At 43.1% G+C, this 24,378-nt stretch carries 21 protein-coding genes and 1 tRNA gene; 6 read left to right on the forward strand and 16 right to left on the reverse strand.

The window, feature by feature from the left end; translation table 11 throughout:
• Positions 1-253 precede the first annotated feature (253 nt).
• Complete coding sequence (locus DC487_RS13020) at positions 254-880, reverse strand: porin family protein (protein ID WP_116776408.1); 627 nt, start codon at positions 878-880, stop codon at positions 254-256.
• A gap of 323 nt (positions 881-1,203) precedes the next feature.
• On the opposite strand from DC487_RS13020, the gene DC487_RS13025 reads away from it, so the two are divergent.
• Both DC487_RS13025 and DC487_RS13030 read left to right on the forward strand, forming a co-directional pair.
• Positions 1,204-1,274: transfer RNA gene (locus DC487_RS13025), tRNA-Cys, on the forward strand.
• Positions 1,275-1,315: 41 nt separating this feature from the next.
• Complete coding sequence (locus DC487_RS13030) at positions 1,316-1,495, forward strand: spore protein (RefSeq protein WP_116776409.1); 180 nt, start codon at positions 1,316-1,318, stop codon at positions 1,493-1,495.
• Between the two features lie 95 nt (positions 1,496-1,590).
• Here DC487_RS13030 and DC487_RS13035 read toward each other — a convergent pair whose 3' ends face one another.
• The 4 genes from DC487_RS13035 to DC487_RS13050 are packed head-to-tail and all read right to left on the reverse strand — an operon-like array spanning position 1,591 to position 6,033.
• Positions 1,591-2,877 (reverse strand): M16 family metallopeptidase, encoded by a 1,287-nt coding sequence (locus tag DC487_RS13035; RefSeq protein ID WP_116776410.1) that lies wholly within the window; start codon positions 2,875-2,877, stop codon positions 1,591-1,593.
• Positions 2,867-4,123, reverse strand: a complete 1,257-nt coding sequence (locus DC487_RS13040; RefSeq protein WP_116776411.1) for a M16 family metallopeptidase — start codon at positions 4,121-4,123, stop codon at positions 2,867-2,869. Before DC487_RS13040 ends, DC487_RS13035 begins: the two co-directional genes overlap by 11 nt.
• Positions 4,124-4,138: 15 nt before the next feature.
• Positions 4,139-5,032: an oxygen-dependent coproporphyrinogen oxidase gene (gene hemF / locus DC487_RS13045; protein ID WP_116776613.1), complete on the reverse strand. Its 894-nt coding sequence runs from the start codon at positions 5,030-5,032 to the stop codon at positions 4,139-4,141.
• 8 nt (positions 5,033-5,040) lie between these two features.
• Entirely contained in the window at positions 5,041-6,033 is a 993-nt protein-coding gene (locus DC487_RS13050) for an NAD(P)H-dependent glycerol-3-phosphate dehydrogenase (protein WP_116776614.1), read from the reverse strand.
• Positions 6,034-6,237: 204 nt separating this feature from the next.
• Between DC487_RS13050 and DC487_RS13055 the strand changes: the two genes are divergently transcribed.
• Positions 6,238-7,674, forward strand: coding sequence for an alkaline phosphatase (locus tag DC487_RS13055; RefSeq protein WP_116776615.1), 1,437 nt, complete (start codon positions 6,238-6,240; stop codon positions 7,672-7,674).
• Between the two features lie 4 nt (positions 7,675-7,678).
• On the opposite strand, the gene DC487_RS13060 is transcribed toward DC487_RS13055, so the two are convergent.
• From DC487_RS13060 to DC487_RS13070, 3 genes are read right to left on the reverse strand one after another with little or no spacing between them, the layout of a single operon-like run.
• On the reverse strand, positions 7,679-9,142 hold the full coding sequence (locus tag DC487_RS13060) for an efflux transporter outer membrane subunit (protein WP_116776412.1): 1,464 nt from the start codon (positions 9,140-9,142) through the stop codon (positions 7,679-7,681).
• A gap of 3 nt (positions 9,143-9,145) precedes the next feature.
• A complete protein-coding gene (locus DC487_RS13065; protein ID WP_116776413.1) occupies positions 9,146-12,313 on the reverse strand; it encodes an efflux RND transporter permease subunit in 3,168 nt (1,055 codons plus the stop codon).
• Positions 12,314-12,362: 49 nt separating this feature from the next.
• Positions 12,363-13,529: an efflux RND transporter periplasmic adaptor subunit gene (locus DC487_RS13070; RefSeq protein ID WP_116776414.1), complete on the reverse strand. Its 1,167-nt coding sequence runs from the start codon at positions 13,527-13,529 to the stop codon at positions 12,363-12,365.
• 406 nt (positions 13,530-13,935) lie between these two features.
• On the opposite strand from DC487_RS13070, the gene DC487_RS13075 reads away from it, so the two are divergent.
• Positions 13,936-14,946 (forward strand): L,D-transpeptidase, encoded by a 1,011-nt coding sequence (locus DC487_RS13075; protein ID WP_116776616.1) that lies wholly within the window; start codon positions 13,936-13,938, stop codon positions 14,944-14,946.
• A 76-nt stretch (positions 14,947-15,022) separates the two neighbouring features.
• Positions 15,023-15,817, forward strand: a complete 795-nt coding sequence (locus DC487_RS13080; protein ID WP_116776415.1) for a murein L,D-transpeptidase catalytic domain family protein — start codon at positions 15,023-15,025, stop codon at positions 15,815-15,817.
• A gap of 9 nt (positions 15,818-15,826) precedes the next feature.
• Here DC487_RS13080 and DC487_RS13085 read toward each other — a convergent pair whose 3' ends face one another.
• From DC487_RS13085 to DC487_RS13115, 7 genes are all read right to left on the reverse strand, one after another.
• Positions 15,827-16,591 (reverse strand): MBL fold metallo-hydrolase, encoded by a 765-nt coding sequence (locus DC487_RS13085; protein ID WP_116776416.1) that lies wholly within the window; start codon positions 16,589-16,591, stop codon positions 15,827-15,829.
• A 174-nt stretch (positions 16,592-16,765) separates the two neighbouring features.
• A complete protein-coding gene (locus DC487_RS13090) occupies positions 16,766-17,761 on the reverse strand; it encodes a glycosyltransferase (RefSeq protein ID WP_116776417.1) in 996 nt (331 codons plus the stop codon).
• Positions 17,762-18,712 carry a glycosyltransferase family 2 protein gene (locus tag DC487_RS13095; protein WP_116776617.1) on the reverse strand — a complete coding sequence of 317 codons (951 nt, stop codon included), beginning with the start codon at positions 18,710-18,712 and terminating at the stop codon, positions 17,762-17,764. It abuts the gene before it with no gap.
• Between the two features lie 57 nt (positions 18,713-18,769).
• Positions 18,770-19,393, reverse strand: a complete 624-nt coding sequence (locus DC487_RS13100) for a DUF4199 domain-containing protein (protein WP_116776418.1) — start codon at positions 19,391-19,393, stop codon at positions 18,770-18,772.
• 10 nt (positions 19,394-19,403) lie between these two features.
• Positions 19,404-20,072: a hypothetical protein gene (locus tag DC487_RS13105; RefSeq protein WP_116776419.1), complete on the reverse strand. Its 669-nt coding sequence runs from the start codon at positions 20,070-20,072 to the stop codon at positions 19,404-19,406.
• Positions 20,073-20,081: 9 nt separating this feature from the next.
• Positions 20,082-21,353, reverse strand: coding sequence for a dihydroorotase (locus tag DC487_RS13110; RefSeq protein ID WP_116776420.1), 1,272 nt, complete (start codon positions 21,351-21,353; stop codon positions 20,082-20,084).
• A gap of 188 nt (positions 21,354-21,541) precedes the next feature.
• Positions 21,542-22,102: a UbiX family flavin prenyltransferase gene (locus DC487_RS13115; protein WP_116776421.1), complete on the reverse strand. Its 561-nt coding sequence runs from the start codon at positions 22,100-22,102 to the stop codon at positions 21,542-21,544.
• A 337-nt stretch (positions 22,103-22,439) separates the two neighbouring features.
• Between DC487_RS13115 and DC487_RS13120 the strand changes: the two genes are divergently transcribed.
• The gene (locus DC487_RS13120; RefSeq protein WP_116776422.1) at positions 22,440-23,090 is read left to right on the forward strand and encodes an ankyrin repeat domain-containing protein; all 651 of its coding nucleotides are present in this window, start codon (positions 22,440-22,442) and stop codon (positions 23,088-23,090) included.
• Here DC487_RS13120 and DC487_RS13125 read toward each other — a convergent pair.
• Positions 23,085-24,374 (reverse strand): DUF2851 family protein, encoded by a 1,290-nt coding sequence (locus DC487_RS13125; protein ID WP_165799088.1) that lies wholly within the window; start codon positions 24,372-24,374, stop codon positions 23,085-23,087. The two genes, DC487_RS13120 and DC487_RS13125, sit on opposite strands and share 6 nt — an antisense overlap.
• Between the last annotated feature and the right edge of the window lie 4 nt (positions 24,375-24,378).

Below are 24,378 nucleotides of genomic sequence, written 5' to 3' on the forward strand. Positions count from 1 at the left end.
TAGGTTGATAAGGTTAATATAAGTGAGAATGATTGATAGCGCTAGAATCTTTCGTCTTTGCGCGGAGGTACGACGACGCAATCTCTTTTTTGGGGTTCAGAAAGTTGATAATAGTTGATAAAGTTATAGCGATTAAAGATTACCGCAACTTCGTAATGACTATATAACAAAAAAAAGGCGAGCTCGCGCTCGCCTTTTTACTGCATAAATTTTATCGTAACAAAAGATATCTATACGATTCTTTGTTTCTTATTTAGAATTGGAAACCAAGTCCAAATGACCATACACGGTTAGAATACGTTCTATCTGTATTACCTGGGGCTAAATTAGTTAACCCTAAACCGTAACCAGCATTAATCAACAATCCACCGTTAAAGCGGTAACCTGCCAAAAAGTTAACACCGGCATCGAATCGTTTCATATCTCCATCACTTCCAAATTCAATATCTCTGTCTCCAGATGTTTCCACACCACCAACAGTAGTAGATCCTTTAAATTTTCCACTTAAGTTAAGTCCTGCGTAAGGACCTGCTCCTAAGAAAATACTTCCAGTATATCCAGTTGGAATATAATAAACTGCGTTTACAGGAATCTCTAATGACATCGTATTGACTGAAGCCGAGCCACCATTGGTCGCATTTCCTGTCTCAAATTTTGTACCCTTACCTTGTAAAGACAAACCTGGCTGGATAGACAAATTTGGTGCTACCGGAAGATCCGCATAACCCGTTACATTGAAAGAGGTATTGTTAGATTGACTTTCGCCAAAATTTGATATTTTACCCAAATTCACACCAGCGCGTAATCCATAAGAAACCTGAGCTTGTGCAGCACCAGCTAACAACATAGCTACACCGAATGATAGTAAAACTTTTTTCATCACTTTATTATTTAAGTTTTGGACGCAGACTTATTGTCTAGCGCCTCTTACTAGGGTACATTACAAAGTTCAGACCAAAAAAGGATTTATACATGTATGGGAAATTCAAAACGCAGTTATTCAATACTTTAATTGTATGACACGCGAATCGATTTAACGAAGCACCGACAAAACCTCCAATAAAAGGGTATCGTCAAAGCGATCACACTCAAGGTGATGATATGGGATGAATGGTTGTGAAAGCAATATATTTAGCAATCAGATTCAAAAAAAACTTTATTATATCAAAGTAAAAGTATATTTTTGCAAGCCGAAAGGGCAATGGTCGGATGGCCGAGTGGCTAGGCTGAGGTCTGCAAAACCTCCTACAGCGGTTCGAATCCGCTTCCGACCTCGTACTTAAATAACAAAAGGTAAAAAATTAAAATTAGCACAATGGGAGTTACTCGTTTAAAAAGAAAAGATAGAAGAAACAAAACTGTTTCTCGTGTTGAAGTTCAGTTCTTGAAATTAGGTCGTAACATCGAGTTAGGTTCTAAAAGCAAAATGTCTGACAAAGACCAAATCTCAAAAAACAACGCAATCTTAGATCAATTATCTAAAAGCGCAAACTAATCATTACGATCTCTGATCGTATTTGATACATAAAAAAAGGAAAGATTAAATAATCTTTCCTTTTTTTATGTACAATGGTATGCGAATGGGAATCTTTACATCTTCCCAACCACCACCTTCACCATATCCTCGTATTGCAAGTATTTTTGTGCCATAGCTTTCAATTTTTCAGCATCCATCTCGTGTAATACCTTCGTGTAATAGGCATAATAGTTAAGATCCAAGCCCGACAAATGCACCGCCTTAAACTTGTCAGCGTGCGAAAAGATGGACTCTAAGCTTCCCAGCATGGCGCCAAGCATATAATTCTTCACTAAATTGATCTCCTCTACACCAACAAGCTCCGTTTGTAATAAATTCATTTCTTTTTGAATCTCTTGCAAAGTTGCCGCAGTCACGTCTGTTCCTACTTGTGTAGAAATGACAAGCATACCCGTATGCTCAAAGGTAACTGCTGACGAACCGATTCCATACGTATATCCTTTATCCTCTCGAATATTACGCATCAGCCTAGATCCGAAATATCCGGCAAACAAGGTGTTTAAAAACTGTAAGGCTGGAAAGTCTGGATCGGTGCGGCGTAAACTTTGTCTGCCCAGACGAATGGCCGATTGTACCGCATCGGGACGTTCTTGAAATTGCAGTTCAGTATGGTACGCATTAGCAATCTGAATCTTGCTTTCAACAGATTTGGAAACCGTCGTATTTTTCCATTTGCTGCCGCAATAGTTGGATACTTCTCGAATCACATCAGCCGTAATATTTCCCGATAAGAATAAAGTGCAATTCTCCGGTTGGATTTGCTGCGTATATAATTCCGCTAGATCTCTACGGTTTAATGCTGACAAGCCCTCATCAGTCACCACAGCGCCATACCTATTATTCCCAAACAAAGTTTTATAGAATAATTGCTTGGCAACAAAATCATTTTTCTCCAAAGAGATCTGTAGACTTTGACGATTTGTACGTTTGAAATTATCTAATTCATGATCTGGTAATTGTGCATCCACCAAGATATCATACACCAAAGGAAGTATCTGTGGCACATATTTATTAAGCGTGTACAGCGTATATGAGGTATGATCAAAACTAAATTCAGGCATTAAAAAAGCGCCGTAGTAATCTACCGCTTCTGCAATCTGTGCGCTTGTCATACGGCTCGTCCCCTCTTTCATCAAGGCGCTTAAAGCTGTATTACGTAATGGATCTTCTGATTCTACACCAAATTTGTTTTTAAATACAAATTCCGCTTTCACCAAAGGCTGGTCTTGTGATCTAAAAATGTAAACAGGCAAGCCATTATCCAATACCATATGTTCTGGATGAACCAACTTCATCCCCTGAATATCGTGTGACTGCGGTGCTTGTGCTCTATCCAACATGTGCTTCCTGATTTTTTGCGTGATAAATTAAGGTAGATGAGTTCTCTGCTCTAAAGATTTCGGCAGAGACTCGCTGAATGTCTGAGTTGCTGATCACAGCATATTTAGCGACTTCGGTATTGTACGCATTCGCATCGCCCAAAAGCTCAAAATAGGCTAGATTCATTGCTTTGTCCAAGATCGAAAGTTCTGCGAACACCATGGTTGATTCAACCTTATTTTTGACTTTTTCTAGTTCCTTTTCGCCGACTAATTCCGTCTTCAATCGATCCAACTGTTCCCAAAGCGCTTGCTCTGCCTGTGCTACGTCGACGCCTTCCGAAGGCTTACCTTCCACGACAAACAAATTGGTATCTACACTTCCCATGAGGTATGCATTCACGTCGACAAACAATTGCTGTTCCTTCACCAAAGCGCGGTACAAGCGAGATGAACTTCCGCGCGAGAGCAGGTCGGAAACTAAATCCAACGTATAATAATCATCATGATGCCGATCCGGCCCATGAAATGCGATATAAATACTATCAACAGGCACATCTGCTTCGACTGACTCACGCCGAGCAGCTAGCTGCGGCGACTCTTGTGGCAAAGATCTTTTTTTCACAGGATGATCTGGAATCGTGGCAAACCATTTTTCTACCAGCGCTTTGACCTCCTCTACTTTTACATCACCTGCTATCACCAAAATGGCATTGGAAGGCTGGTAAAACGTCTCGAAGAACTGCTTTACTTCTTCCATCGTTGCTTGTTCGATGTGCTCGATGTTTTTACCGATCGTAGCCCAGCGGTACGGATGTGCTTTATAGGCTAGTGGTCGCAGTTTCAACCACACATCGCCATAGGGTTGATTCAGATAGCGTTGCTTAAATTCTTCGATAACCACCTGCCGCTGCACTTCCAAACTTTGTTCGCTAAATGCCAAACTCAGCATACGATCACTTTCCAACCATAGCGCTGTTTCTAGGTTTACTGCAGGAAGCGTGATATAGTAATTGGTGATATCGTTGCTGGTGAAAGCATTATTTTCACCACCCACTTGTTGCAAAACTTCATCATAATTGGGAATATTGACTGAACCGCCAAACATCAAATGCTCAAACAAATGCGCGAAACCCGTACGTTCAGGATCCTCATCTCGAGCACCTACATCGTACAAAACATTGACACAGGCCATCGGCGTGGTATGATCTTCGTGTACTAATACACGAAGTCCGTTTGCTAAGACAAACTTGCTATAATTTACCATCTAATTTTGAAATGATTATACCCAAGCAATATCCTGCTTGAGTAACGAAAGTGTTTGCTCTTCACGAGAACCTGGCTCAGCTTGGTAATTGTAAAACCAATTGGCCTGTTCTGGTAAGCTCATTAATATGGATTCTATACGTCCGTTGGTCTCCAAACCAAATTTGGTACCCGAATCGTACACTAAATTGAATTCTACATAACGACCACGACGCAGCAGTTGCCAATTTTTTTCCTGTTCGGTAAATGTTTTATGCCGTGACTTATTGACTAATTCGCTGTATACTTTGGGGAATAAACGGCCTAAATCGCAAGAGAAATCAAATATTTGCTCATAACTCAAATCCGTATTTTGCGGTGTGATTTTATCGTAGAATATGCCACCAATTCCACGAGTTTCCTGCCGGTGCTTGATATAAAAATAGCGATCGGCCCATGCCTTGTACTTCGCATAAAACTCTGGATGATGTGTATCACAAACGTCTTTCAAGCTTTGGTGGAAGTATTTTGCATCTTCTTGATCCACATAATGCGGCGTGAGATCGATACCGCCGCCAAACCATTTCACCTGATCATTCAACTCAAAATAGCGGATATTCATATGAATGATGGGCACCCAAGGATTGTTGGGGTGAATCACAATAGACACACCCGTCGCAAAGAATTCATCTTCTTCCACACCGAAAGATTTACGAATGGGTTCGGGCAATTTACCATGTACTTCAGAAAAGTTTACACCACCTTTTTCGAAGATAGCGCCATGCTGAATGACGCGTGTGCGGCCGCCGCCACCTCCATCACGTTGCCAGTTTTCTTCCACAAATTTAGCGCCTCCATCCAATTGTTCTAAAGCATCGGTGATTTCTTGTTGAATCTGTTTGTAGGTATCTGCGATGTGTTCTCTCGTCATTTTTTTCATTAAGTAAGGGAATCTGCTAATTTTTTAATCTCCTGCATAGGTTGCGCTCCTTGATACAAGATTTGGTATACCGTATCACAGATGGGCATGTGCAGTTTATTTTTCTTGATAATAGATTGAATACAGGCCGAGGCATAATATCCTTCGGCGACCATATTCATCTCCACTTGCGCAGATTTCACACTATATCCTTTACCAATCATCGCACCAAAGGTGCGATTGCGGCTATATTGTGAATAAGCTGTTACTAATAAATCTCCCAAATAGGCGGAATGGTTGATCTCCCGATCGCTGGGATCGAGCGCTTTCACAAAATAATCTATTTCGCGGATCGCATTGGATACTAATACCGCTTGAAAATTATCTCCAAAACCTAATCCATGACAAATACCGCCGGCCAAGGCAAAGATATTTTTTAATACTGCAGCATATTCAATACCGATAATATCGGAGGAAATGATCATTTTGATGTAGCGTGTTTCGAGCAAACTAGCCACCGTCTTGGCGTGATCCACTCTGCGCGAAGCGATAGTGAGATACGATAATCGTTCGGAAGAAACTTCCTCCGCATGACAGGGTCCACCTACGACGACAATTTCCTCCAAAGGAACTTGGTAAGCATAAGGCAAATAATCGCCTACAACCATATTTTCGTCGGGCACAATGCCTTTGATAGCAGAAACCACGACTTTTCCCTCAAAATCTGCTGCTGACAAGGGTGATAGCACCGCCTTCAAGTAAGCGGCGGGCGTGTTGAGGATAATAATATCTGATTGTGCGACGACTTCGCGGAGATTGGAAGTGACAAATTCGTCAGCGAAATCTACTTCTACAGAGCTGAGGTAGCTCGGGTTGTGCTTGTAGGTACGGATATGTGCTACATCTTCTTCCTTGCGTACCCACCAGTACACTTGCTTTGGCTGTTTGTTGTCGGAAAGCATTTTGATCATGGCTGTTGCCCAACTTCCGCTACCGATTACGCCTATCTTCATACTTTGTGTTTGCTGCGTTTGATAATCTGGTAAAGGTACGTAATCCAAGGCAATACTCGAACCGATAAACCACTATCGAATTACCAATCGCATGACATACTTTGCGGCCCAATTCGTGTATTCCTTATCAATTACCAATGTATTATTCTCAAATCGTAACAGTGCCTTAACATGAAGCGCATATCTTTGCAAAAAAAGCAACCCATGAGAAAACAGATTTTTTACGTTATTTTATTATTTGTCCTACAAATTAGCGCATCTTTTGCGCAAAATAAGCCCAAATATATCTTCTACATGATTGGAGATGGCATGGGATTGAATCAAGTGCATATTGCAGAATCCTATCAAGCTGCGCTGGAAAACCGTAATACCGTATTTCCATTGACATTCACCAAATTTCCGTTTAGCACTTTTGCCACTTCCTTTTCTTTATCGCACGGCGTCACAGATTCTGCTGCGGCGGGTACGGCATTGGCCGTAGGCCACAAAACAAAAAATGGCGTGATCGGCATGGATTCTAGCCGTACAGAAACGTATAAAAGCATTGCTTATTTTGCGAAAGAGCAAGGTATGAAAGTGGGCATTACCACCAGCGTGAGTATAGATCATGCAACGCCAGCCTCTTTTTACGCGAACCAAGCCGACCGCAATATGTATTACGAGATTGGACAAGATCTGATCAAATCTGGATTTCATTTCTTCGGCGGAGCCGGATTTCTAAGTCCGGAAAAAACGTACAAAAAAGAAGCAGCTCCTTCCCTGTTCCCTCAATTTGAAAAAGCAGGCTATACGCTAGCGTATGGATTGAAAGAGTATAAAAAAATCGCAAATACGGCTGATAAGGTGATCTTGATGGCCGACAAAGGCACTCCTGCTGAAGCATTGACTTATGCGATAGATCGCAAACCCGAAGAATTGACTTTGCAACAAATTACAGCTTCAGCTATTCAAACTTTGCAAAAAGATAACGACAAAGGATTCTTCCTGATGGTAGAAGGTGGCAAAATTGATTGGGCTTGCCACAGCAACGATGGCGCTACAGCGATCCAAGAAACCAAAGATTTCGACGCGGCAGTAGCCGAGGCTTTCCGTTTTTATGCCCAACATCCAGAAGAGACGTTGATCTTGGTAACGGCCGATCACGAGACGGGCGGTATGGTATTGGGCAATGGCAGCTCAACCTTACAACTCAGCCGCATTCAGCATCAGAAAGTATCGCAAGGTGTACTCAGCAACAAGATTTCTGATTTGCGCAAAGCCACGCCAAATGCTTCTTGGGATGTCGTAAAGCAATTGTTGGAAGAAAACACAGGCTTGTGGAAGTCGGTAAAAATAAGTGAGACCGAAGAAAAAGAAATCAAAGAAGCCTACAACCGTAGCTTTGTACAACATCAGAATGAAACGGAGAAAAGTCTATATGCGATCGATGATCGTATCGCAGCACTAGCAGTAAAAGCATTGAATAGAGCGGCTAGCATTTCCTGGGCTTCTGGCAATCACTCGGCGGCTTATATTCCAATTTATGCGATTGGACAAGGTGCAGATCTATTCCACCAAAAGATGGACAACATCGATATTCCACACAAAATTGCGGAAGCTGCAGGATTACCAATGGTATCCCAAGCTGCCGCAACTCGTTAAACGCTTATCGCCAACCTCCGCCAAGGGAGCGATATAAATCAATATAAGAGGCTAAGTATTGCTGACGCAATTCTACCAAAGCCAGATCACTGTCCAGCGCGTTGCTCTGGGCAGTGATTACTTCCAAATAGGAAGCATAACCACTTTTAAATAACAAACCTGCGTTGCGCACGGCTAAAGCTGAATTGCTAACGCGCTGCTCCGCAAATTCCAATTGCTCACGCTGTTTACCTACCGTAATCACGGCATCTGACACTTCACCAACGGCTTCTAGCACTTTTTGCTGCAAACCAATCTCTGCCTGATCTCGTTCCAATCGCGCAATTTCATATTGCGTCTTAAGCTGTCTGTTTTGGAAAATAGGTGCTGTGATATCGCCTGCAATGCCGCCGAGTAAAGCGCCAGGAATATTAAACCAATTTTTGGGTAACATCGCATTCACCCCCAATGTACCGCCAATCGTAAGCGCTGGATAGCGCATCGCTTGTTGCACATTGGCATTCGCATTCGCCGAGATCAATTGCAACTCGGCGCTACGAATGTCCGGTCGATTGCGAATAACCTCCACTGGAGTACCTAATGAAATATCGTTAGCATCATCCAACAGCTCATCAAAGCTATTACCGCGCGAAATACGATCCGGCATCTCACCAGCTAGTACACGCAATGCATTTTCCTGCAAAGCGATTTCCTTCTCTAACTCTGGCACTAGTGAAGCGGCCAATAATCGTTGAGATTCCGTTTGCTGTATAGCAAGCGCGGTGATCTCCCCGGCTTCGTATTGTAGCTTGATAATCTGCAATGTACTATCATTAAGTTGTACATTTCGTTTAGCCACTTCGATCTTCGCATCCAGCATCAGCAAATTAAAATAGCCCATGGCCACACGCGCGATTAAATTAGTTTGTACTGCTTTGCGCGCTTCATGCGTTTCGAGGTAGTCGGCTACCACCATATCTTGTCGATTGCGGATTTTGCCCCAAATATCCAATTCCCAACTGAAGCTGATATCCGTACCAAATTGCGAAAGCAATACGTACATATTCTCGGGCAACTCCCGACCGCCATCACCATAATATTTGGAAGGCGGTGCCGAAATAAAATCCCGCGAGCGCCATTGTCGATTGGCACTGGCGATGCGTGCTTCTGCCGACGGCAAAAAGTTCGCACGATTCTGCCGCACTTGCTGATCGGCGATTTCGATATTGAGCAGTGCGGTTCGCATATCATTATTATTCACCAAAGCCGAATCGATCAGATCCTTCAAGATGGTATCTTGAAAAAACGTACGCCAATCAATTCGTCCTATGCTGATGGTATCTGCAAAGTACGCAATGGTGTCGCCACGATAGGTTTCTGGCAGATCCAATTCTGGTTGTACATATTTCTTCCCGACCTTGCATCCTTGTACACCAAAGAATATCCATAAGGCTAGACCGAAGAAACCAAATAAAAACTTGTTACGCATAATTTAGTCCTCCTCCTCTTTAAATTTATCCCTTACCATTTCGTCCAACGTCTTGAACACAATAAACAACATCGGGATTACAAAAATACCAAAGGCTACACCGGAGAGCATGCCGCCGGCAGCACTAAAACTGATGGAATGATTACCAATCGCAGATGGACCGACCGACCACATCAACGGCACCAAACCTGCTACGAAAGCCAAACTCGTCATCAGAATTGGGCGAAGTCGCAAACGCGCGCCCATGATGGCTGCATCTACAATGGTCAATCCCTTATCCCGTTCCTGTACGGCAAATTCGATAATCAAAATGGCATTCTTCGCCAGCAAACCGATCAACATAATCAATCCAACCTGCACATAGATATTGTTTTGCAAACCAACTAAACCAATCGTAGCATATACGCCGACCAAACCTACGGGAATAGAAAGTAGCACGGCAAATGGCAAAATATAGCTTTCATACTGCGCAGATAGTAAAAAGTAAACGAAGAGAATACTCAGCGCAAAGATCAAAACCATCTGGCCACCCGACTGACTTTCTTCAAAGCTCATCCCCGTCCATTCGAAACCATAGTTACCCGGCAATTGGGCATCGGCCAATTCTTCAATAGCTTCCATCACGTCACCCGAACTGTAGCCCGGCGCAGGCGTCGCATTAACCGCAATCGCATTGTACAAATTGTAGCGCGTGATCGTCTCCGGTCCAACTTCCTTCTCTAACGTAAGCAAGGTGTTGATCGGCACCATCTCGCCAGCTTTGTTGCGCACAAAGATCGAATTGAAAGATTCAGGATCTTTTCGATAATCGAAATCTGATTGGATATATACGCGGTATTGTCTGCCGAAGCGGCTAAAATCTCCCGCCTGCACACGTGCATAATACGACCGAATGGTCGACATCAAATCGCGCACATCTACGCCTAGTGATTTCGCTTTGACCACATCGATGTTCACTTCGTACTGCGGAAAGTTGGATTTAAAGGTGGTGTAGGCATTGTCGATCTCCGGCAAGGTATTGAGCTGATTGATAAACGTATCTGCGATCATATTAAAGTCGCGAATATCGCCACCCATCCGGTCTTGCAATACTAATTCCGTACCGGCAAAGTCACCAAACCCCTGCACGGTTGGCCGTGCGAAGACGGTAAATTGTGCTTCGTGGATCTGAGCAAGATCTTTGCGAATGGTATCCATAAATGCTTCAATCTTTTTAATCCCTAAGCGCTTGGCATGCGGGTGCATATTGATGTAGCCTGCGGCGAATGCCGGACTGGCGCTTGCGTCTAGCGCATTGAAACCAGAAACAGTCGTCATCCCCAATACATCTTCCCGTTTGCGCAAAATACTATCCGCTTTGCGCAATACTTCTGTTGTACGCGCTAAAGAAGCGCCGGGAGGCATGGCCAAGTTGTAGGTGATAAATCCATCATCCTCCGTAGGAATAAAACTTTGCGGAGAACGTGACATCAGCACCAATCCGATTACGGTGATCAATGCTAAACCAACCCAAGCTACTGTTTTGTGCGTGATTAAAAACTTAACTGCCCCGATGTATTTCTCCGTAAAACGATCGAATGCCGTATTGAAAGCCGTAAAGAAGCGATCGCGGTACAAGGCAAATTTCTTTTTCTTCACTACCGGATGTTCGCCCTCGGCGTCTTCATGCTTTGGTGCTTTCAGTAATAAGGCACAGAGCGCTGGACTTAAGGTCAGCGCATTCAGCGCGGAGATTAAGATGGCGGTGGCCAATGTATACGCAAACTGTCGATAGAAAATACCGGCCGGCCCTTCCATAAAACCGACTGGCAAGAACACCGCAGCCATCACCATCGTGATGGACAAAATCGCTCCGGTAATCTCTGACATCGTTCGGATCGTGGCTGCCTTGGGCTTCAAGCCCGTACTATGCATCTTTTGATGAATGGCCTCCACGACCACAATGGCATCATCCACCACGATACCGATGGCGAGTACGAGCGCAAACATGGTGAGCACATTGAGCGAAAAGCCAAACATCTGCAAGAAAAAGAACGTACCGACCAACGAAACTGGAATAGCAATCGCTGGAATCAGCGTAGAACGTAAATCTTGCAGGAAGATAAATACGATGATAAATACTAAAATAAACGCCTCGAAAAGGGTATGCTGCACCTGACTAATGGATTCGTCGATCTGCTCACGAACCGAATAGGTAATCTCGTATTTGATACCATTGGGGAAAGAGCGCGCTTGCTCTTCTAACACTTCGCGAACCGCAACGTCAATGTCGTGTGCGTTGGATCCACTGGTTTGAGTAAGATTGAGCGTCAGACCCGGGTTGCCATCCACCTTGTTATCGGAGTTCAAGTTGGTAGCACCAAACTCAATACGAGCTAGATCTTTTAAATAGAGTACTGAACCATCGTTATTGGTCTTGATGACCATGTTTTCGAACTGCTCTGGTTGCGAGAATCGTCCTTTGTGGCGAATCACCGTTTCGAAGACTTCCTCGGAGGTCTCCCCAAACTTACCGGGTGCCATTTCAAAGTTTTGATCGCTGATAGCTTTCATCACATCCTGTGGAACGAGATTGTATAAAGCAAGTTTTTCTGGATTCAACCAAAGACGCATCGCGTAATCACGTGCTCCTAATCTGGACACCTGCGCTACACCATCTACCCGCAATAGCGGACGCATCAAATTGATCTGTGCATAGGCTTGCAGGAACGTTTCGTCGTACACCGTATCGCGATGATCGGAATACAAATTGATCGTCATGATTACACCGCTCTGCCGCGGCATCGTCGTAATACCCGCTTCATTTACTTCGGCCGGAATCGAACTGATAGCGCGCGAGATACGCGTCTGTACGTTAACCGATGCTACATCTGGATTTGTTCCTGTTTTAAAGAATACGGTGACCGTTCCAGCTCCAGAATTGGAAGCCGTAGATCGGATGTAGGTCATATCCTCCACCCCGTTAATGGCTTCCTCTATCGGAAGCAAAACGCTTTTAGCAACGGTTTCCGCATCTGCACCGGGATAGCTTAACGACACCACCACACTCGGCGGTGCAATTTCCGGAAAGCGCGTAACCGGCAATAATTTCATTCCTACTAATCCGAGGATGACTAATACGATGGATACCACCGTAGCCAATACCGGACGTTCGACAAATACTTTCAGCATAGATAGTTGTTAATGTAAAAAATAGAACAGGAGGATCAATTGCCCTCGCTTACTTCTGAATAGGAATGATCGTCGAGCCGTCTGTCAGCTTATCGAAGCCACTCAGCACGACGCGATCGCCTTCTTCAATTCCTTCTGAAATAATGTAGTTGTCCTTACTTTTTCCGCTCACCACCACATTGCGGCGTTGTACCTGGTTGGAGCTATTCGCGACATATACAAAGGTCCTATCTTGCAATTCATTGGTCGCCAATTGAGGGATCTGCAATACAGCTTCTTTGACCTCGGCAATTTTAAGTGTACCACTACTACCCGAACGCAAGATATTGTCTTGATTGGCAAAGGTGGCTCGTAGTGAAATCGCACCGGTACTACGATCGACTTGTCCGTTCACCGCATCGACCACACCTTTAATCGGGTACTCTTCGCCATCGGCTAACACAAGAGTAACTTTCGGAAAGGTGAGCTTATTATTTCTATTGTATTCGCGACCAGCAATACTATCTTTCTTGGCTTGTGCCTTAGAAAAATACAAGAAATCAGACTCATTCATCGCGAAGTACACGTATACTTCCTGAATATCCGAAAGAAAAGTAAGCGGTTCTTTATCTCCTTTAGTCACCAAATTACCGATACGCTTAGGTATGCGACCTATATACCCACTTACAGGTGCCGTGATAAGGGTGAAATCTTTATTAATCTCTGCACTACGCACCGCGGCTTGGGCTTGTTGCAAAGTAGCCTGCGCTACTTCGTAATCGGATTGTGCTGCTGATAATCGCACATCAGAAATTACATCATTAGACACCAATGGCTTAAGCCGATCAATCTCCAGCTGTGCATTCTTTAACTGCGCTTTGGCTACTTCAGCTGTTGCCAACATATTATTCAAGCTTTCTTGATAGGCAGATTGATCGACCTTGAAAAGCTTTTGCCCTTTTTGTACATAAGCACCCTCATCCACGTATATTTCCTGCAATAAGCCTTCTACTTGCGGTCTTACTTCGACGTTTACCTTACCTTCAATGGTACCTAGGTACGTCTTCACGGTGACGGCATCACTACGTTTTACAACGTGCACCGGCAAAGCAAGGGCTTTCTCCCCTTTTTCCTTTTCTTTGGACTCGCTGTGGCTACAGCTATCCAATAAAAAAATCGCACTACAGAGCACGATAATCCATTGTGGTTGAAACCAATTGTTTTTCTTTATTAGCATAGATGTCCTTAAGAAGTAACGTTTTTATTACAATACTCACTACTAAACGCTAAAATGACGCCAAATGGTATCTTTTAGATAAAATTAACGTGTATTTAACGCTCAAAATAGCTACTTTTAGAGCAAAATTATAAAGGTAAACCCCTTGTAAATCAGCCATATTATTTAACAGCTAAGATGCAATGAAAAAAAATCAAATGCAGCAGTCTTTCGTTAGTAGATCATTTTGTGGCAACAATATACGAATTAGGTGTAATAATTGGTCGGCTTTTTGTATCTAACCTTAAATATATATTTCCCTTGAGAAATCGTCTACCGCTTTGTGAATAGAGCTTTTCTCTCTCTCTTTTAAATGGATAAAATGATCAAAAACGTTTATACTATTCGAACAGTATTTTGTGTCTTAATGTCAATATTTCTTATGTTCTCCTGCCAAAACAAAACAGCAGAAGAAAAATCAATATCTGATGCGGAAAAAAGAACGGCAGATTCCCTAGCGCAAATAAAGGCAGCAGAAGAGGAAGTACGCAAGCAACCTGTTAAGGCAGCCGACATCAACCTGACGAAAGATCTGGAATACGATAAACATACCTTGGAAGATAGCTATGCGTATGAAGATACTACCCGAGTATTTCAATGGGACAAAATCAAAGAACGGCTGGCGGCTGTGGAGAATTTCCAACGCATGCCACACCAGTATGGTGTATTGCAGAATCATCGCAATAAAAATAGGGAAGCACCTTTAGTGAAAAATTGGAAACGAAATGCCTACAAGCGTGTGGCGGATTCGTTGGGAACAGAGCGCTGGCAAGGTGTGCCGCTGTATGCAACGGGTCAGCATGATGCACCGGAATTGTACGGCCGTGATGGATATCTTGTTATTATTACTAAAAATGACACCACCGCCGATATGATGGAAGTGGAGGGCATCTCGCTACCGGGCAAATTTGATGTGCCGGATCGCTACGTAAAAGTATTAGGTGATACCGCTGTATTTGATCGGGTCGCCATCGTAGATGTGACAAACCAAAATATAGCCACCTTTCAAAAAACAGATAAAGGAGCTTGGAAAGTATTAAGTATGAATCCAGCCACCAGCGGCATGCACAAACCGCCATTTTCTACCGAGACACCTTTAGGCGTTTATGTAGTTCAGGAGAAAAAGAAGAAAATGATGTTCCTAAAAGATGGCACCTCTACTATTCAGGGATTTGCCCCATATGCAACTAGATTCAGTAATGGCGGCTATATCCATGGTGTGCCAGTAAATAATCCTAAGGGTAAAATCGTTGAGTACAGCTGGTCATTGGGTACCGTACCTCGCTCACACATGTGCGTTAGAAATGCTTCTTCCCACGCAGAATTTGTATATAATTGGACTAAAACCTTATCATCCCTGATTATCGTAATTGAGTAGTTTTACATAATTTAACATTTTCGTAACACCTTTATTACTAGATTTGTGCATTCATAAAAAAAGGGAAGAAGGGATTATGAGGAAGATTTTTTTTGGAATTTTGGCGTCTGTTAGTTTAATATTTATTGCATTCGCCAGCTTTAAAGACCGATATGTTGACCAACCTGCCGAGAAAATAACGGCTATTGATATCGCAAAACCAGATCCATTTTATCAGATTCGTGCTATGTACGATAGCTTGCATGTCGATAGTATATTAAACTATCAGGCATTCGAAGAAGCGATGTACGGTTATGAATCGATGCGCCACCGCACAAAAAAGGAGCTGATCACGGTGATTGATTTCACCTTGCCATCTACCGAGAAACGGCTTTACGTCATTGATTTAAAGAACAAAAAACTACTGCACCATAGCGTTGTAGCCCACGGTCGTAATACAGGTGAAAACTATGCTACAAACTTTTCTAATAAACATGGGTCTTTTCAAAGCTCTTTGGGATTTTACGTAACTGCTGAAACGTATCAAGGTGGAAATGGCTATTCGCTTCGTCTTGATGGCTTAGAAAAGGGCATTAACGATCAAGCAAGAGCGCGGGCGATCGTGATGCATGGCGCAGATTACTGCAATGTCAATCTAGCAAAAAGCATGGGAAGATTGGGGCGCTCTTATGGTTGTCCAGCGCTGCCGCGCGAAATAAATGCGGCTGTTATTAATACGATCAAAGGCGGTTCTATGATGTACATCTATGCTAACAATAAAAATTACATGGCAAGTAGTAACATCTTGAAAACTAAAACAACTTCTAAAACGATGCTCGCTCAGCATGATGAGGTTGAAAATACAGCTGCACCAACAGTGGTATTGAATTAATATTTTCCGTTAGATTTCGATCTGCAAACCATCATAAGCTAAAGATACATGCGGAGGCAACTCCGTATGTATTTCTGTATGTCGACCAAAACGGTGGCTGATGTGCGTAAAGTAAGCTTGTTTTGGATGCACGCGATCTACCACTGCTAGCGCTTCCTCCAGCGTAAGATGAGAAATGTGCGCTTCGCGTTGTAAGGCATTTAAGACCAGCACCTCCACTCCTTCTAATAAACGGTAAGATTCTTCAGCTATGGTCTTTGCATCCGTGATATAGGCGAAATTGTCGATACGAAAGCCTAAAACGGGCATACGATAATGCATCACCTCAATGGGCATCACTTCTTTGCCAAATAAATCAAAAGCTTGTGCGGCATGAATCTCTTCCAATTCTAACTGTGGAACGCCTGGATACTTATGATCTGCAAAAGCATAATAAAACTCTCTCCGAAGCGCATCATGCGACACATCTGTACCATAAATAGGAATGGATTCTTGTTGGAGATAGTTGAATGCGCGCACGTCATCCAATCCAGCGATGTGATCTTTGTGCGAATGTGTGATGAGCACCGCGTCTAATCGAGGCACTTCTTCTCGCAACATTTGCGCGCGAAAGTCTGGCCCTGTATCCACCACAATCTGTCGACCATCGTACGAAATTAGAATCGATGAGCGTAAACGCTTGTCTTTATGATCTGGAGATGTGCATACATGGCAATGGCAACCGATCATCGGCACACCTTGAGAGGTACCTGTTCCTAAAAATGTAACTTTCAAATTATTGATCGATTTTTGTGTTGTACACCGCTAATTTCGCTTCTCCACACCGACAATTAGGAAATCTACTGATCGAAATGGCTCGTGCTCAACATTTGTTAACGGCCGGTCGGCAATAAGCTAAATTACCGACTTGAAGTTAAGAAGGATTCTGCTAAGATCAAAGCTCGCAGCTTATTTCTGGAAGCAGATTTTATCTAGGTAATTTTGGATAAAGCCTGATCCGTAGGCTACCAATTGTACGTAAGCCGCCGGTACCGCATTAAGTGCAACGACTAGATCTTTTGTGGTATTCAAAGCGTGAAGAAATAGCGCAATGGTATACAGGGATAAGAAAGCATAGCCAAGATAAGCGATTTGTACAAACAACGTGATGCCGCCATAAGTCAATACATTGAGCAGCGTAAGCATAGCTATAACGACCAATCCGATTACGAAAACTGCCGGCAAGACATGTACCCATTTCAATTCTTTCGGATAGATCTTGTAGATATCTATTCTACCTTTTCCAAAGAGGTAGGTTTGCCTAAAAAATTGGGATAGATCTGTGCGTCTCTTGTGGTACACAAATGCTTCGGGGATCAGCCCCACATGGAATCCTTCGGCAATCATTCGGATACTAAACTCAATATCTTCTGATCGTCTAGAAAGACGAAATCCTTGCGTACGTTCCCATACCGCACGCGAAATGCCCATATTAAAACTGCGCGGATGAAAAGGCCCGATGTGTTTTTTATTACCCCGTATTCCACCAGTCGTCAGTGGTGAAGTCATGCTGTAACTGATCGCTTTTTGCATATCAGAGAAGGAATCATGCGCCGCATCTGGACCACCAAATGCGTCAAGCTGCTGTGCTCCAATACCAGCAGCAACCTGTTGCAGGTATTGGGGCGGTACGATGACATCAGAGTCTAATACGATGAAGAAATCGCCCTTCGCTTTTCCGAATCCATAATTACGCGCAAAACCCTGTCCTGTATTTTCAGTCAGATAATAATGCACATCTAGGCGATCGGCAAATGCTTGCACAATATCTCGCGCCTGAATGCGAGAACCATCTTCTACGATAATAATTTCGAAATCGGGATACTGCTGCCCGGTCAACGACTCCAACAGTTCGTGAATCTCCTGCGGCCTATTATAAAGCGGTATAATGATGGAGAAAAACATCTAAATAACTTGCTCGATATGGTACTTATTGCGGTCGGATCCATTGCGGGATACCAATTCTGCGACAAAGCCCGTCAGGAAAAGTTGTGTACCCAATATAATCGCCACTAAAGACAGATAGAATAAAGGTTGATCCGTCACATTACGATACGGCGTGGCATTGGCTATACTAGCTAATTTATCGAATATCAGATATAACGTAATTACAAAACCAACCAAGAAACTCAGCACGCCAATGGGCCCGAAGAAGTGCATCGGACGCTTGGCAAACTTGCCCACGAAAAAGATAGATGCTAGATCTAAAAATCCTTTAATAAAGCGACCTGGACCAAATTTGGTGGTGCCATATTTCCGCGGATAATGTTGTACTACCTGTTCTTGAATCTTACTAAATCCAGCCCACTTGGCCAATACCGGAATATAGCGATGCATTTCACCATATACTTCGATGCTTTTAACCACATCTTTCCGATAAGCCTTTAAGCCGCAATTAAAATCATGCAAATTGTGTATGCCCGACATACTTCGTGTCACGGAGTTAAACAATTTGGTAGGAATTGTTTTCGAAAGCGGATCATGGCGTTTCTGTTTCCAACCTGACACTAGATCTGCATTTTGATTGGTGATGCGATCGTATAGTTCTGGAATCTCATCCGGACTATCTTGCAGATCGGCGTCCATCGTAATCACCACCTCTCCCTCTGCGGCGGCAAAGCCAACGTTGAGCGCAGCTGATTTTCCGTAATTACGACGGAAGCGAATTCCCGTAATCTTCGGATTTGATTCTTTCAGCTGTACGATGGTTTTCCAGGAACGATCTGTACTTCCATCATCTACTAAGATCACCTCGTAAGCAAATCCATGTTGCACCATCACGCGATCTATCCAAGCGGTCAATTCGGGCAGTGACTCTTCCTCATTATACAATGGCACTACCACTGAAATATCTATGCTTACAGGCTGTAACATTTAGCAGAATAAATTATTTAAATACAAGAACTAAAAACATTAATTAGTAGGATCTTGCGGCGTTTGCCAAGGGTGCGCATTATCCGCCGAATCATCTACAAAAATGGGTTGCTCTTTTTTGAAGATGGCTGCCAAGATCAACGCTAAGATGAAATACATGATAAGCGATACCGCTAATGCTTGGATGAGGTTAGCGAAAGAAAAAGTATATAATCCTTCTTTCTGTACCTCCAATTGCTCTACGGTAGAATCGATCTGCTCATCCGGAAAACCCATAGATTCTAGTGATTCAATAGATAGATTCATCATGTTATCGATAGCACGCTCTTCCAAAGATGGCATTACTTGGCTGACAATTTTTGAGCCTACAGTAGATAGCACTACGGATACTGCCAACACGATAAAGATATGGCTCAACGCGGTACGAAAATCCCAATAACCTCCCGCCTGGCGACGTAATCTCACGGCAAGTAGACAAGTAATCACCAAAGGAACTACATATACCAATAATATGCTCACGAAAGACACCGTCATAATACCAGTCGCATTGGCACCGATAATCAGGGTGATAATACCTAGTACGAAACTGATTACACCAAGAATCACTCCGTAAATAGCGGCTTGTTTCTTTAGATCGGTTGACTCTACGGGTATACTGCTCATAAAAATAGTTTTAGTTGTTGAATTGAATAATTAGTTGGTAAATAGCCAAATCTAATGATTTGCGATCACTTTGTTCTAAAAATTCTTCGATAGCAGCTTGATCCGGACGCGGCTCTGCGAAAAACGACATCAAGGGATAGAAGATATCTTTAATCTCTTCTTCTATATCAATCTTAGCGCCTACTTTCGCAATTTCTCCAAAGCTGCTTTCTACCAAAATTTGGTTTTTAATCACTTCTTCGTAAATGCGGTGCTCATCTTGGAATTCGTCTTCCTCAACTAGTAAAAACTCCTTTAAGTAGTCGTCCAAAGATGGCTCAACATCAGCATCTTCACACTCCTTTAGATAAAGTAATACATTAAGCAATTCGCTACCGCGATCCAGTGTATCTTCTTCAATAGCTTCCCACTCTTCGGAGTCCAAATAATCTTCTTCTAACTTCTGTACATCTTCGGCAAAGAAGTTGATCATCAACAAATCGAAGACATACTCACGCAGCTCTTCAAAGCGTGGGTGATTATCAAATGTTTCATCCAACTTAGAGACTTTGTCCATAAATGGAAGATCCGCGTCAAAAGTTGTCGTAAGTTCGGTTTCAATACCGCTAAAATCTTGTTCTTCTACCGTAGCAAAATACTGTAGCGCATTGTGCAAGGCATTCTTTACATGTGCATCCATATCGATGTGTTATTTTGTGTAACGTGTAAGTTGTTTATTATTGGCTGTTAGCAATACTTTACCAACAAGTTCTTTGCCAAACCAAGGATTATTAGCTCCTTTTGATTGGTTGCTTTTCTGATCGTACGTCCATTTTGCTGTTGGGTCGAATAAGACGAAGTTGGCGACCGCACCTTCTTCCATAGTTGGCAAAGGTAATCCTACCACTTGACGTGGTCGAATAGCTAGCACGTCTACAATTTCTTCGGCCGATAGGCCAGCGGATAGTAACGTGGGCAACACGGTCTGCAACGAAGCAATTCCATCTGCAGCAATATGAAACTCCACTTGCTTGAATTCGATCTCGTGCGGTGTATGCTGTGATACCACCGCATCGATCGTACCATCGCGCAGTCCTTCGCGTAGCGCATCTACATCTTGCTGTGTACGTAACGGTGGACTAACTTTATAATTACTATCGAAGCTTGTGACAGATTCATCCGTCAGCAACAGATGATGTGCTGCTACATCGCAGGTCACTTGTAATCCATTTTCTTTCGCCTGGCGAATCAAGTCGACGCTTCCAGCAGTAGAGATTGTTGAGAAGTGAATGCGGGCATCGTGGTAAGCGGCTAATTTGATATTGCGCGACACCATTAATTCTTCCGCAAGATTAGGAATACCTTTCATGCCGAGGTACGTACTCACCTCGCCTTCATTCATTTTGTTGCCCCCGGCAATAGACTCATCTTGAGCAAACGCCATGATCAATCCATCAAATCCTTTGGAATACAACAATGCGCGGCTCATCAAGCCTGCCTGTTGCACACTGTGATCACCATCGCTAAAAGCGATTGCACCAGCCAGCTTCATATCGTATAGTTCTGCCAACTCTTCTCCTTGGCGTTTTTTGCTGATTGCCCCAACAGGATGCACATCGACTACTGCGCCACGACTTTGATTGACTATTAAAGCCACTTCCGAGCGTGTATAAATAGCCGGGTTTGTATTTGGGTGGATCGCGACGCCAGTAAAGCCACCTGCGGCTGCGGATGCAATACCCGTTTGCAAATCTTCTTTGGTTTCTAATCCCGGCTCGCCAAAATTGGCATTCAAATCAAAAAAACCTGGCGCTATGTAGCTACCCTTGGCATCGATCACTTCAATGTCAGCACGATCAATGCTATTTTGCTTACCAATAAATTTGATGATACCATCCTCCAGCAATACATCCACCTCCGAAAGGTGATGCGCATGCTCGGGCGATACCAACACTGCTGAAGTAATTAGAACAGTAGCCATGTATGTTTGTACGTGAATAGGTAATGTGGATAAAACAATTTATTCACCATTTGATTAACTTGTATCAAACGGTTTCCAGATGTGATCTGGCTGCACTCAGGTAGATTTTCCAACTTCAAATATCTAAGTAGTGTCATTGGAGAACAAATGTACAAAATAGGATCAGATTTGCCTATAGCTATGCTAAATCAATTCCCCCACTGATAGCCATTACTTGGCAAGTCGACTAAATTCAGCACGCGATCGGTCACTGTTTTAATCAATTGCTCTAATGATTGGGGGTTGCTGTAAAACGATGGACTTGCAGGACAGATAATTCCACCCGACTGCGTAATCGTTGTCATATTATTCAGATGGATCAGACTGTAAGGCGTTTCGCGTGCTACCAACACCAGTTTTCGACGTTCTTTTAAGATCACGTCGGCAGCACGGGTAGTCAGGTCATTGGAGATTCCCTGTGCAATACGCGCCATCGTCCCCATCGAGCACGGACAAATAATCATGGTATCATAACCAGCCGAACCAGAAGCAAATGGCGCATAGAAATCATTGCGATCGTAAAAAGTGACCGGATAATCCTGATAAGACTCATCACCCAGCTCCACTTTCCATACGTCCTTAGCATTTTGCGACATCACTACACCAATGGCACTCACGTGCTCTTTCATCTGTACCAGACTATTCAATAAGACTTTGGCATACAATGCACCGCTAGCGCCAGTAATCGCAACAACTATTTTTCTGCTCATTCGTTTGATTTTGTATATCTTGGGATCAAAAATAAAAAAAAGGGCCGAATAAGAACTTAATCGACCCTACATCTACCTATGAAAAACATGCCCTTGGGAGGGGCATAACAAAAGTAGTTATTTTATGATAATAAACAATACCAATAACGACACTACATTACTTTTGTGGCGAAAAAACCACAATTTCAGTTAAAAAAATTGGATTTACAATTTAAGTTATTATATCAAGCAATCGTTGCACTAATAACATTTTTTAAAAACTTAAAACAAAACATTACGATATATTCATTATTTTGAATCAAAAATGAATTTTTCGTAAAAATTAATTTTTCTCGACATGAGCATCATTATTTTAGAGGAATATATCGAAACAGGGAATTTTCAAGACCTAGATATGCTGCTATCCCGGCAGCCTGAACTGCTCGATGTGTTAACGAGTCATCAGGTTTCGGCTCTTTTACTGGCCTGTTATTACCGCAAAAACCAGATCATTCAAGTCATTCTCAAATACCTCAAGAATATCAACATCCACGAAGTATGTGCATTAGGCTATGCCGAACAATTAGAATTAATGATCGCTCAAAAACCTGATGTCGTCAATGAGATATCCACAAATGGTTTTTCACCATTAGGTATTGCGGCACATTTTGGGCACGAAACTATAGTACGACTTCTTTTAAGGCATCATGCCGATCCCAATATTTCCTCGCAAAACGGTTTCAACGTATTTCCAATACATGCCGCACTGAGTGCCAACAATACAGCCATCGCAAAACTCCTTATGGAAGCAGGCACAGAGGTAAACGTGGTACAACAAGGTGGCATTACGCCATTACATCTGGCGGCGCAGCATGGCAATATCGAGATCATAATCATCCTGTTGGAGCAAGGTGCAGATGTGGCATCGCGCACAGGTCAGGGTTTAACTGCAGCAGATATCGCTTTTGATAAGGGTTTTAAAGAATTAGGAGAAATCTTGACCTTATGATCTTGTCCGTCCCAACAAATGTATGCCAATAGCACAGGATAAACATTGCTTGGGTTCACAATACGCACGATGCAACTGGATCAATGCTTGGCTATCCGCGGCATGCTGCGCCGATAGGCCGATTTTCGCAAAATGAGAAGTAATGGTGTTTTGCTCCACCGGTATTTGGTTGAGCCAGTCTATCGCGCGCATTAGCAACGATTCATCGCCATGGCGATGTCCATAAGCATAGAGAATCGGAACGAAGCAATTAATAGCAATGTGGTCTAGAAAAGTCGACGTGATGCGCACAGCATGCTTTTTTACGACTTTTCCAAAGATATAATGCGTAGACCAATACTCAGAGGTGGATATATCTACGAAATAATGTTGCAAAGCCCGAAGATTTTCAGTGGATACGATCAACTGGCAGATGCGCGTCATTTCCGAGAAAACGGAAGCTAACTGTGCTATACGAACTGTCGGAAAGTTGGCGGGTCGCATGCGCAAGAAGCGCCACTCATGCGAAGACATTGGCCTGAGCTGATAAAGCTGCTGCAAATATACATATTGATCATGCAGCTCGGCGGCATAATTGTCTGAAGGATCTTGCGAAAGCAAACCAGCTTGCCCAAATAGTAATGCTTCCAACTTTTTTCGCTTTCCTTGATAGCGATCCAAGATATTTGCCGGCAACGAAGCAATTAATTGTGAAAATGCATGCTTATTCACCCGCATACCGAATGACTCCGCGAATAACTGTTGCGTCACTTTCTCCCAATCGTTTTTGTAGTGCACTAATAGCAGCGATATTTCAGCTGCTTTCGCTTCAAGACGGCTCTTCGCCATGCGATCCAGCATTTGGAGCTTTATATGCAATGGAACATCTTGTAGTTGATCGGCGCAAGGTATCCATGCACGCGATTGCTGAAGGTGGTGATGTTGCTTTAAAATATCTGCAGAAACATAATCTTTCAGTTGAAGCGTGGGAATGATCGTGCCATCTTTCCGTCGTATTTCACATTCATTTTCCCAAACAACGTGAAGGATCACATTGTCGTAGCGTAGATCATCTTGATGCCGATGTGCAAACCAACTTTTTGCATCCCAGTGAATCTCCACATGTCCCACCCACAAAAGATTATTGATGCGAAGTTTTGCTTGTAGAAAGTCAGGACCCGCATCCCGATTATAGATTCCCGGAGAGAGAACCTGCACCTGTTCACCGCCAACGCACCGAATCGCTGCATTGGCATAAAGACGGCATTTCCACAAAACTTGTATTAATTCCTCCGGATATTTCACCTTT

Origin of the sequence: Sphingobacterium corticibacter, assembly GCF_003076635.1 — a bacterium.
Taxonomy (GTDB): Bacteria; Bacteroidota; Bacteroidia; order Sphingobacteriales; family Sphingobacteriaceae; genus Sphingobacterium; species Sphingobacterium corticibacter.